Origin of the sequence: Thiorhodococcus fuscus (assembly GCF_042682685.1) — a bacterium.
GTDB lineage: Bacteria > Pseudomonadota > Gammaproteobacteria > Chromatiales > Chromatiaceae > Imhoffiella > Imhoffiella fuscus.
In genome coordinates, this window is the sequence record NZ_JBHUHX010000064.1 from 1 (window position 1) to 8,085 (window position 8,085).

Below are 8,085 nucleotides of genomic sequence, written 5' to 3' on the forward strand. Positions count from 1 at the left end.
TCGACCCGTATCCGGACTTTCAGTCCGTAGCTTCAACCCACCAGCTTTAGCTGGTGGTTGTTGAGTGTCCGTCAAGTCAGTTTCTGCCACGTCAGGGCCGTGCTGAGAAAAACTCACGTGATCCCTCGTATCGATCACCACTGAAATCAGGATTCGAGATGCCTCTGATTACCCTCCCCGATGGCTCCCAACGCCAGTTCGATCACTCTGTCTCCGTTCGCGATGTTGCGGCCTCGATTGGGTCGGGTCTCGCCAAGGCGGCGCTCGCCGGGCGCGTGAACGGAGCTCTGGTCGACACCTCTCATATCATGGACTGCGACGCCGAGCTCGTGATCGTCACCAGCAAGGACGAGGAGACTACGCTCGAGTTGCTGCGGCACGACGCCGCCCATGTGATGGCGCAGGCGGTCCAGGAGCTCTATCCGGACACCCAGGTGACCATCGGGCCGGCGATCGAAAACGGCTTTTACTACGATTTCGCCCGCGACGAGCCCTTCACTCCGGACGACCTGGAGCGCATCGAGACGCGCATGCACGAGATCGTCAAGCGCGATCTGCCGGTCGTGCGCGAGGTCTGGGATCGCGAGGAGGCCAAGCGTGCCTTTGGCGAGCTCGGCGAGCACTACAAGGTCGAGATCATCGAGGACATCATCCCCGAGGGCGAAGAGGTCTCTATCTACCGTCAGGGCGACTGGTTCGACGTCTGTCGCGGTCCCCATCTGCCGAGTACCGGCAAGCTTGGAAACGGCTTCAAGTTGACCAAGGTGGCCGGCGCTTACTGGCGTGGCGACTCCAGCAACGCCATGTTGCAGCGCATCTACGGTACGGCCTGGCGCGACAAGAAAGAACTCAAGGCCTATCTCCAGCGTCTGGAGGAGGCCGAGAAGCGCGATCACCGCAAGCTTGGCAAGCAGCTCGATCTCTTTCATTTCCAGGACGAGGCGCCCGGCATGGCCTTCTGGCACGCCAAGGGCCGCGTCATCTACCGCCTGGCCGAGGCCTACATGCGCGAGAAGCTCGCGGAGTACGGCTACGAGGAGGTCGAGACTCCGCAGGTGCTCGACCGCTCATTGTGGGAGCGTTCGGGTCACTGGGAGAAGTTCGCCGACGGCATGTTCACGACGCAGCTCGACGAGCGCGACTATGCGATCAAGCCGATGAACTGCCCGGGCCACATACAGCTCTACAATCAGGGGCTCAAGAGCTACCGCGATCTGCCGCTGCGTCTCGCCGAGTTCGGTGTGGTGCACCGTAACGAGCCCTCCGGTACGCTGCACGGCCTGATGCGCGCCCGTCGCTTCACCCAGGACGACGCGCACGTCTTCTGTACCGAAGAACAGCTCCAGTCCGAGGTCGCGACACTGATCGACATGGTGTTCGAGACCTATCGGGATTTCGGTTTCAACGACATCGATCTGGCTTTGTCGCTGCGTCCCGAGAAACGGGTCGGCGCCGATGAGTTGTGGGATAAGGCGGAGGCTGCGCTCGAACAGTCGCTGACGAGCAAGGGTCTGGCCTTCAGGGTGCAACCGGGCGAGGGCGCCTTCTATGGCCCAAAGATCGAGTTCACGCTGCACGACAGCATTGGGCGTGCTTGGCAATGCGGCACCATCCAGGTCGATTTCTCAATGCCCGGACGGCTCGGCGCTTACTATATCGCCGAGGACAACAGCAAGCAGACTCCGGTCATGATCCATCGCGCGGTGCTGGGGTCGGTCGAGCGTTTTATCGGTATCTTGATCGAGCACTATGCGGGTCTATTCCCCGTCTGGCTGGCGCCGGTTCAGGTTGTGGTGCTCAATATCACGGATCGCCAGTCGGACTATGTCAAGGAAGTCGCTAAGGTATTGCGCGGCAAAGGCTTCCGTGTCGAAACCGACTTGAGAAACGAGAAGATCGGCTTTAAAATCCGCGAGCACACCCTGCAGAGGGTGCCCTACTTACTCGTGGTGGGGGATCGGGAAGTCGAAACCCGCTCGCTGTCCGTTCGCGATCGTCAGGGCCAGGATCTCGGCTCGCTCGAGCTCGATGCATTCATCGAGCGTCTGAGCGAAGAGGTCGCGAACCGAACTCACTAAAGCGCACGGCTTCGCGAGGCGGATCTTGATAGTGATCCGCCCCCGCCTCGTTCATTTGTGTTTCTGGAGGAACCTGCTATCGCCGCACCAAAGAGAAACCGCGTCAACAAGGAAATCAATGTGCCGGAGGTCCGGCTGATCGGCGCGGATGGAAATCAGGTCGGGGTCGTCAATACGCGCGAAGCGTTGGATATGGCCGCCGAGGCTGCACTTGACCTTGTCGAGATCGTACCAACGTCCGAGCCGCCGGTCTGCCGGCTGATGGATTTCGGACGGTTTCTCTTCGATCAAAAGAAGAAAAAGAACGAGGCCAAGAAGAAGCAGAAGCAGGTTCAGATTAAGGAAGTGAAGTTTAGGCCAGGGACGGACGAGGGAGACTATCAGGTCAAACTACGCAACCTGACGCGTTTCCTCCAAGAAGGGGACAAGGCCAAGGTGACCATGCGGTTCCGGGGGCGAGAGCATGCCCATCGCGAACTCGGTTTGGAACTCCTCAGACGGATCGAAAACGATCTGGCCGCCTTGAGTATCGTGGAACAGCAGCCGCTCATGGAGGGGCGTCAGATGGTCATGGTGCTCGGCCCCAAAAAGAAATAGCGACGATCGAAATACCGGCTTCGGGACGATTCAGGCTGAGGCGTCTCAGAGGCAACAACGCATCGGGCGCCGCAGGCGCCCGATGCGTTCCTGAGGATCACCGGGCCGGTGCGCGTCGCATCCATAACATCAGCAAATAGCGGAGTATTCGAGACCCATGCCTAAGCTGAAAACCAATCGCGGAGCCGCGAAGCGCTTCAAGCGCACCGCCTCCGGTATCAAGTGCAATGCCTCCCATCGGCGTCACATCCTGACCAAGAAGAGCACCAAGCGGAAGCGTCAGTTGCGCTCGCCGCAGCGCATCCATAAGTCGGATGTGCGTATGGCGCTGCGGATGATTCCCTACTGCTAATCGAGCCGCTCGACTGATCGGGTTTTTCTGACCGATCAGGCAGTTGCACTGAATTAAGTTACCGGAGAGTTTAAATGCCAAGAGTGAAACGTGGTGTTACGGCGCATGCCCGCCACAAGAAGTTGCTGGACGAAGCAAAGGGTTATTACGGCGCGCGCAGCAAGGTCTATCGGGTCGCCAAGCAGGCGGTCGTCAAGGCTGGTCAATACGCCTACCGTGACCGTCGTCAGAAGAAGCGCCAGTTCCGCGCGCTCTGGATCGCCCGTATCAACGCGGCGGCCCGCGACAACGGTCTGTCCTACAGCCGTCTGATCGCCGGTTTGAAGCTGGCCGGCGTCGAGGTGGATCGCAAGATGCTGGCGGACATCGCCTATCACGACAGCGTTGCCTTCGCGGCGATCGCCGAGCAGGCGAAGACGGCCTTGGCCTGATCCAACGCCATCCCGTCCGCGTCTACCGGCGACAAAGAGGGAAAGGCCCCGGTCTTTCCCTCTTTTCGTTTGAGGCGAACGGACGAACCTGATATCCAGCCGGAAGACTCAAAGTATGGCCGAACATACGGGACTTGGTATCGACGCGCTGCGCGATGCCGCTATCGAGGCAATCGAGAGCGCGACCGATCTTGCCGCGCTCGATCAGGTGCGCGTCCGTTATCTGGGCAAGAGCGGTGAGATGACCGCGCTGCTCAAGCGGCTCGGCACTCTGCCGGCGGAGGAGCGTCCGGCCGCAGGTCAGGAGATCAATCGGGCCAAGGTCGCCGTTCAGGAGGCCATCGACACGCGCAAGAGCGAACTCGAACAGGCCTCGCTTGCGGTGCGACTGGCGGCCGAGCGGATCGACGTCAGTCTGCCTGGGCGTGGACAGCAGCCCGGCGGGCTGCATCCCGTGACCCGTGCGCTGCGTCGCATCGAGCGTCTCTTCGCCAATTCCGGGTTCGCCGTGGTCGAGGGTCCCGAGGTCGAGGACGCCTATCACAATTTCGAGGCGCTCAACATCCCCGAGCATCATCCGGCGCGGGCGATGCACGACACCTTCTATTTCGACGCCGACCGCCTGCTGCGCACCCATACCTCGCCGGTCCAGATCCGTGTGATGGAGGAGCAGTCGCCGCCGCTCAAGATTATCGCCCCAGGACGGGTCTATCGTTGCGACTCGGACCTGACTCACACCCCCATGTTCCATCAGGTCGAGGGTCTGCTGGTCGATGAGGAGGTCAGCTTCGCCGATCTCAAGGGCGTGCTTTACGATTTCTTGAGCAATTTCTTCGAGCGCGATCTGGCCCTGCGCTTTCGGCCGTCCTATTTCCCCTTCACCGAGCCCTCGGCGGAGGTCGACATCCAGTGCGTTATCTGCGGCGGTAGCGGATGTCGGGTGTGCAAGCAGACGGGCTGGATCGAGGTGCTCGGCTGCGGGATGGTCTATCCCGAGGTGTTCCGTTGCGTCGGCATCGATCCCGATCGCTATCTCGGTTACGCCTTCGGCATGGGTGTCGAGCGTCTCGCCATGCTGCGCTACGGCATCGACGACATCCGCCTCAACTTCGACAACGACCTGAAGTATCTGCGTCAGTTTGCCTGACGCCGATTCGGCGAGCGCCGACATCTGCGGTCGGCATCATGAATTCATCACTCTCGTCAGGCGCGATCGGCTTGGCGAGCGACGACGGGAAATCGAGACATGCGATTCAGTGAGGCTTGGCTCCGCGAGTGGGTGAATCCCCCGGTCGATACCCAGCAATTGGCCGACCAGCTCAGCATGGCGGGTCTGGAAGTGGATGCGGTCGAGCCGGCAGCAGCTGCCTTCAGTGGCGTCTTCGTTGGCCTGGTGCGAGAGATCGCGCCGCATCCAGACGCGGCCAAGCTGCGTATCTGCTCGGTCGACGTGGGGCAGGGCGAGCCGCTGCAGATCATCTGCGGTGCGGCCAACGTCGCCGAGGGGATGCGGGTTCCGGTTGCCACCATTGGTGCCTGTCTGCCCGGTGACTTCAAAATCAAGCGCGCCAAACTGCGCGGAGTCGAGTCCTTCGGCATGATCTGTTCGGCCAAGGAGCTGGGGCTGGCCGAGTCTTCCGACGGTATTCTGCCGCTGCCCGCCGATGCCCCGTTGGGCGAGGATTTTCGTGCCTGGATGGCGCTCGACGATCAGTGCATCGAGGTCGATCTGACACCGGATCGCGGCGACTGTCTGGGCCTCGCCGGGCTCGCGCGCGAGGTGGCCGTGATCAACCGCTCGCCGCTGACGCCACCTGCGATCGAGCCCGTCGCGGTCGTTTGCAACGACCGCTTCCCGGTCGACTTGGTCGCCCCGGAGTGCTGTCCGCGCTACGTCTGTCGCGTGATTCGTGGCATCGACCCGACGGCCGAGACGCCGATGTGGATGCAGGAGCGGCTGCGTCGCGGCGGCATCCGTGCCATCAGTCCGGTGGTCGACGTCACCAACTATGTGCTGCTGGAGCTGGGGCAGCCGATGCACGGCTTCGACCTGTCCAAGCTTTCCGGTGAGATCCGGGTGCGCATGGCCAGCGCCGGCGAACGTCTGGCGCTGCTCAACGGCGAAGAGGCGACGCTGCGCGAGGACACCCTGGTCATTGCTGATGCCGAGCGAGCGGTCGCCATGGCTGGCATCATGGGTGGCTCAGAGTCCGGGGTCGGTGACGCGACCCGGGATATTCTGCTCGAAAGCGCCTTCTTTGCTCCTGTTGCCATCAGCGGCAAGGCCCGCTCCTACGGTTTGCACACCGACTCCTCGCATCGCTTCGAGCGTGGTGTGGATCCTGAACTTCAGGTGCGTGCGATCGAGCGCGCGACCGCCTTGCTGCTCGACATCGTCGGCGGTATGCCGGGCCCGGTTCAGGAAACCTGTTCGGACAAGCATCTTCCGCAGCGCCGGACCTTGTCGTTGCGCGAGCGTCGTATCGCTCAGATTCTGGGTTTGGAGCTGCCGACCGAGACCATCGAGGAGATCCTTGAGCGTCTTGGTATGAATCTGAAGCGTACTGCCGACGGTTGGATGGTGACGACCCCGAGCGCCCGTTTCGATTTGGTCCAAGAGGTCGACTTGATCGCCGATGTCGGTCGCATCTATGGCTACGATCGCATCCCGGTTTCGCGCGCGAGCGCCTCTTCCGTGACCAAGTCGGCACCCGAGGCTGGCTTCGATCTGGACCGCGCCCGTCTTGCGCTGGTCGATCGCGGTTTCCACGAGGTCATCACCTATAGCTTCGTTAGCCCCGAGATTCAGGCATTGGTCGAGCCCGGCGTCGAGACGCTCAAGCTGGCCAACCCCATCAGCGCCGATCTTTCGACCATGCGGACCAGCCTCTGGCCAGGCCTGCTGCAGAGCGCGCTCTACAACCAATCACGCCAGCAGGATCGCGTGCGGATCTTCGAGTCTGGGCTGCGTTTCCGTGTGACGCCCGATGGATTGCGTCAGGAGCCGGGGATTGCTGGCCTGATCGTGGGCGGGGTCGCCCAGGAGCAGTGGGGGCAGCCGGCGCGCGCGGCCGATTTCTACGACCTCAAGGCCGACGTCGAGGCCCTGTTGACGCTGACTGGTGCGCCGGGTGCCTTCCGTTTCCTGGCGGGCGAGCATCCGGCGCTGCATCCTGGACAGAGTGCCCGCATCGAGCGCGATGGCCGGGTGGTCGGCCTGATGGGGATGCTGCATCCTTCGCTCGCCGCCAAGCTGGATCTCGACGGCGACGTCTTCCTCTTCGAGTTGGATGTGCTGGAACTGAACGAGGGTGTTCTGCCCCGCTATGAGAAGATCTCGCGCTATCCTGGCATTCGGCGCGACATCGCCATTCTGGTCGATGAGTCGGTCTCCTACGGGGCGATCGCCGACTGCGTGCGCGCCGAGGCATCCGATTTGCTGCGCGACCTGATCTTGTTCGACGTCTACACCGGTCAGAACATCGATTCTGGACGAAAAAGCCTCGCTTTAGGATTGATTTTACAGTCTTCTTCCCAGACACTTACCGAAGATTTGATTGAGAAAACGGTAAGACGCACGCTTGATCGTCTTACCTCCGAATTTGGTGCACGACTGAGAGATTGAAGGTATGGCATTGACCAAAGCCGAAATGGCTGAACATCTGTTCGAAGAGCTCGGGCTGAACAAGCGCGAGGCCAAAGACATCGTCGAGATGTTCTTCGAGGAGATTCGTACCGCGCTGGAGCGGGGCGAGCAGGTCAAGCTGTCTGGATTCGGCAACTTCGATCTGCGCGAGAAAAAGGAGCGCCCGGGGCGCAATCCCAAGACCGGCGAGGAGATCCCGATTACCGCCCGCCGCGTGGTCACCTTCCGACCCGGTCAGAAGCTCAAATCGCGTGTGGAGGCCTATGCTGGAACCGATCGATAGTGGTGACGGTCTCGGCGAGGGCGATCTCCCGCCTATCCCGGGAAAGCGTTATTTCACCATCGGCGAGGTCAGCGAGCTGTGCGGCGTCAAGCCGCACGTTCTGCGCTATTGGGAACAGGAATTTCCCCAGCTTAAACCGGTAAAGCGCCGAGGTAACCGGCGCTATTACCAGCGTCACGACGTTCTCATGGTTCGTCAAATCCGCAATCTGCTTTACGATCAGGGGTTCACCATCGGCGGTGCTCGTCAGCAATTGAGTGGCGAGGGCGCCAAGCACGACATGGATCAAACGCACCAGATCCTGCGCCAGATGCGTCTGGAACTCGAAGAGATCCTTCAGGTTCTGCGCCGCTGATTTTTTCTTGGCATTAGCGCTTGTGTTGTTAGAGAAAGGCGCGTAAAATTCTCCCTTCTGTTGCGGGGTGGAGCAGTCAGGCAGCTCGTCGGGCTCATAACCCGAAGGTCGTAGGTTCAAATCCTGCCCCCGCTACCACATTAAAAGAGGTCGGGAATCATTCCTGGCCTCTTTAGTTTCCAGTCTTTCGCTCGGCCAGCGGTGCCGAGCTGAAAGACTGGAAAGTAGAGCGGTACAGACGCGCGGAGCGCGTTGAAGTGTTAGCGAGCTGGGCGGGACGCTCTGAATAAAGCTCTTGACACGCTGGGCGCTGGATGTGCTAAAATTTACGGCTCGCTGATTA

8 protein-coding genes and 1 tRNA gene are annotated in these 8,085 nt (G+C 61.0%); all 9 read left to right on the forward strand.

Annotation, left to right across the window (positions count from 1 at the left end; translation table 11 throughout):
- Nucleotides 1-158: 158 nt before the first annotated feature.
- The 9 genes from thrS (at nt 159) to ACFSJC_RS19935 (ending at nt 7,880) form a co-directional block, all read left to right on the forward strand.
- Complete coding sequence (gene thrS, locus ACFSJC_RS19895; RefSeq protein WP_386029067.1) at nt 159-2,078, forward strand: threonine--tRNA ligase; 1,920 nt, start codon at nt 159-161, stop codon at nt 2,076-2,078.
- Nucleotides 2,079-2,141: 63 nt separating this feature from the next.
- The gene (infC, locus tag ACFSJC_RS19900; RefSeq protein WP_040845694.1) at nt 2,142-2,675 is read left to right on the forward strand and encodes a translation initiation factor IF-3; all 534 of its coding nucleotides are present in this window, start codon (nt 2,142-2,144) and stop codon (nt 2,673-2,675) included.
- 157 nt (nt 2,676-2,832) lie between these two features.
- Nucleotides 2,833-3,027 (forward strand): 50S ribosomal protein L35, encoded by a 195-nt coding sequence (gene rpmI / locus ACFSJC_RS19905; protein ID WP_007042952.1) that lies wholly within the window; start codon nt 2,833-2,835, stop codon nt 3,025-3,027.
- A 74-nt stretch (nt 3,028-3,101) separates the two neighbouring features.
- Nucleotides 3,102-3,458, forward strand: a complete 357-nt coding sequence (gene rplT / locus ACFSJC_RS19910) for a 50S ribosomal protein L20 (protein WP_007042953.1) — start codon at nt 3,102-3,104, stop codon at nt 3,456-3,458.
- Between the two features lie 115 nt (nt 3,459-3,573).
- The gene (gene pheS / locus ACFSJC_RS19915) at nt 3,574-4,605 is read left to right on the forward strand and encodes a phenylalanine--tRNA ligase subunit alpha (protein WP_386029070.1); all 1,032 of its coding nucleotides are present in this window, start codon (nt 3,574-3,576) and stop codon (nt 4,603-4,605) included.
- 99 nt (nt 4,606-4,704) lie between these two features.
- Nucleotides 4,705-7,083 (forward strand): phenylalanine--tRNA ligase subunit beta, encoded by a 2,379-nt coding sequence (gene pheT / locus ACFSJC_RS19920; RefSeq protein WP_386029072.1) that lies wholly within the window; start codon nt 4,705-4,707, stop codon nt 7,081-7,083.
- Nucleotides 7,084-7,087: 4 nt separating this feature from the next.
- Nucleotides 7,088-7,387 carry an integration host factor subunit alpha gene (ihfA, locus tag ACFSJC_RS19925; RefSeq protein WP_007042956.1) on the forward strand — a complete coding sequence of 100 codons (300 nt, stop codon included), beginning with the start codon at nt 7,088-7,090 and terminating at the stop codon, nt 7,385-7,387.
- Nucleotides 7,368-7,742 (forward strand): MerR family transcriptional regulator, encoded by a 375-nt coding sequence (locus ACFSJC_RS19930; RefSeq protein ID WP_386029074.1) that lies wholly within the window; start codon nt 7,368-7,370, stop codon nt 7,740-7,742. Before ihfA ends, ACFSJC_RS19930 begins: the two co-directional genes overlap by 20 nt.
- 61 nt (nt 7,743-7,803) lie before the next feature.
- Nucleotides 7,804-7,880 (forward strand) — tRNA-Met (locus tag ACFSJC_RS19935).
- Nucleotides 7,881-8,085: the final 205 nt, after the last annotated feature.